Source organism: Moorena sp. SIO2C4, from assembly GCF_010672485.1.
Classification (GTDB): Bacteria; Cyanobacteriota; Cyanobacteriia; order Cyanobacteriales; family Coleofasciculaceae; genus Moorena; species Moorena producens.
Window position 1 is genome coordinate 1 of the sequence record NZ_JAAHGN010001172.1, and the last position, 2208, is coordinate 2208.

The 2208-nt window shown below is 42.6% G+C and carries 3 protein-coding genes and 2 pseudogenes; 4 read left to right on the top strand and 1 reads right to left on the bottom strand.

Annotated elements, in window-relative coordinates; genetic code table 11:
* Nucleotides 1–187, top strand: a pseudogene (locus F6K20_RS35190) (hypothetical protein); the annotation flags it as partial.
* A complete protein-coding gene (locus F6K20_RS35195) occupies nucleotides 144–335 on the top strand; it encodes a hypothetical protein (protein ID WP_287297914.1) in 192 nt (63 codons plus the stop codon). The pseudogene F6K20_RS35190 and the gene F6K20_RS35195, both read left to right, overlap by 44 nt.
* On the opposite strand, the pseudogene tnpA reads toward F6K20_RS35195, so the two are convergent.
* Nucleotides 332–686, bottom strand: a pseudogene (gene tnpA, locus F6K20_RS35200) (IS200/IS605 family transposase). The gene F6K20_RS35195 and the pseudogene tnpA sit on opposite strands and share 4 nt — an antisense overlap.
* Nucleotides 687–785: 99 nt before the next feature.
* Here tnpA and F6K20_RS35205 point away from each other — a divergent pair.
* Together F6K20_RS35205 and F6K20_RS35210 are read left to right on the top strand one after the other, a co-directional pair.
* Complete coding sequence (locus tag F6K20_RS35205) at nucleotides 786–1973, top strand: RNA-guided endonuclease InsQ/TnpB family protein (RefSeq protein WP_287297915.1); 1188 nt, start codon at nucleotides 786–788, stop codon at nucleotides 1971–1973.
* Nucleotides 1974–2017: 44 nt separating this feature from the next.
* On the top strand, nucleotides 2018–2208 hold a 191-nt coding region (locus tag F6K20_RS35210), incomplete at its 3' end, for a Gfo/Idh/MocA family oxidoreductase (RefSeq protein ID WP_353736884.1).

Genomic DNA, 2208 nt, shown 5'->3' on the forward strand with positions numbered 1-2208 from the left:
TGTCAATGGGCTCGCAATGGCACCCAGACAAATATTTATAGTCAGCAGCAACCACCAGGAGCTCCCGCCACCTAATCTAGCCATCGGTGTGGGAGATGGGGAGATGGGGAGATGGGGAGATGGAGAGATGGAGAGATGGGGAGATGGGGAGATGGGGAGATGGGAAGATGGGGCGGGGGCGCGGTAAGTGTCCTGGGAATTTTTGCCTAATTCCAACCTATTACCTATTACCTCTTGCCTCTTGCCTTTCCTCTTGCCTCTTGCCTCTTGCCTCTTGCCTTTCCTTAAGGGAATATGTTCACCAAAATAATGGGTTTGAAGCCCCGTCCTTCTAGGACGGCTTTTCTTGATTCTTGATATATTCTTTCAGTACGGCTATAGGGGCTCCTCCAACAGAAGAAGCATAATAGCTAGGACTCCACAAAGCTGTTTTGCCATTTGGCTTTAAAAACCCTTTCTGTCCATATCTGCGACTTGAAACCCCTTTAAGACTGTTAACCATCTGAGATATTGATAATTTTGGAGGGTATTCAATGAGTACATGAATGTGATCAGACTCTCCATTGAACTCTTTGATATTAAAATTTATTTTTTTTGCTACTTCTTTGAATGATTCCTCTATAGCTGTAAGGCAAGCGGCGCGTTAATATTTTTTGGCGGTACTTGGTGACACAGATTAAATGCATCGGCAAACTAGTCAAGCTGTGCCAATATTCCGGAATCCCATTGTCAAAACTTTTAGATTACACTATAATCCTACGTACAGAGAAATTAGGAGAAAACATGTGAAAGCCAGGTACAAGTACCGATTCTACCCTACAGACCAACAAAAGAATGACCTAGCCAGGCTGTTTGGTTGCGTCCGGGTAGTTTGGAACGATGCTCTGGCTATATGTAAAAACTCAGACAAGGTATTAAAGTCAGGGGAATTACAAAAACTAGTAATAACTCAAGCTAAAAAGACTGAAGAAAGACAGTGGTTGTCTGAGGTTTCAGTAGTTCCTTTGCAACAATCTGTAGCAGACCTTGGGGTAGCTTTCAAGAACTTTTTTGATTCCTGGAAAGGTAAAAGAAAAGGAAATAAAGTTAATCCTCCAAGATTCAAGAAGAAGACTAGCAAACAAACAGCCAGGTTAACTCGCCGAGGATTTTCCATAAAGGGCGACAAGGTCTATCTAGCTAAAGTTGGAATAGTAAAACCAGTTTGGTCTAGAGACCTCCCTGATGACCCTAGTTCTGTGACTATCATTAAGGATTGTGTAAATAACTATTTTTTGAGTTTTGTGGTAGATATTGATCCAGTTCAAATCAATGCTGATAACCAAAGTATTGGAATCGACCTAGGTATCAAGACTTTTGCTGCAATGAGCGATGGAAGTGAAGTTCAAAGTCCTGATTATTCAAAACTAGATCGCAAGCTAAGAAAAGCTCAAAAAAAGTTTGCAAAGCAGTCAAAAGGGTCAAATCGGAAAAACTTGACTCGACTAAGGATAGCTAAGATCCATAATGAAATAGCCAACAAAAGAAGCGACTTCTTACACAAACTGTCAAGCAAGGTGGTCAGCGAAAACCAAGTAATCGTCTTGGAAGATCTCAATGTGTCAGGGATGCTAAAGAACCGCAAAATATCTAGAGTAATAAGTCAACAAGGTTGGGCGGAATTTAGAACTCTGTGTGAAGCAAAATCAGAAAAATACGAAAGAGAATTTAGGGTTATTAGTCGTTGGGAACCAACTAGTCAAATCTGCTCAGATTGTGGTTTTAAATGGGGAAAATTAGATCTGTCTGTGCGCTCTGTACTTTGCGTGAGTTGCGGAGCTGAGCAAGATAGAGACATTAATGCGGCAAGAAACATAGAAAAGGTCGGCATGGGGCATCGGCACGACCATAAACGGACAAGGAGGGAAGGTAAGACTGCTTTTGTAGCGCGTCCCGATGATCTGTCAAGAATCACTGCCCTTCCAGGGCGGTGAGTATGTCAAAATCACCCTTAACCCTTAATCCTTGATATTTCCTTGTGACAAAAACTATTACTGATCTCCCCATTAAAGCTGGTATTGTTGGTACTGGGTTTGCGGCTAAGCTACGAGCTCAGACATTGCAAACGGATTCGCGATCGCATTTAGTGGCGGTCTGTGGTCATACCCCTGCCAAAACACAAGATTTTGCTGAAACCCACGGCACTACAGTGGTGGATTCCTGGCAGCA

Coding starts and splice junctions, on each gene's coding strand:
- F6K20_RS35195 (WP_287297914.1), top strand. CDS start 144: ATGGGGAGATGGGGAGATGGGAAGATGGGGCGGGGGCGCGGTAAGTGT.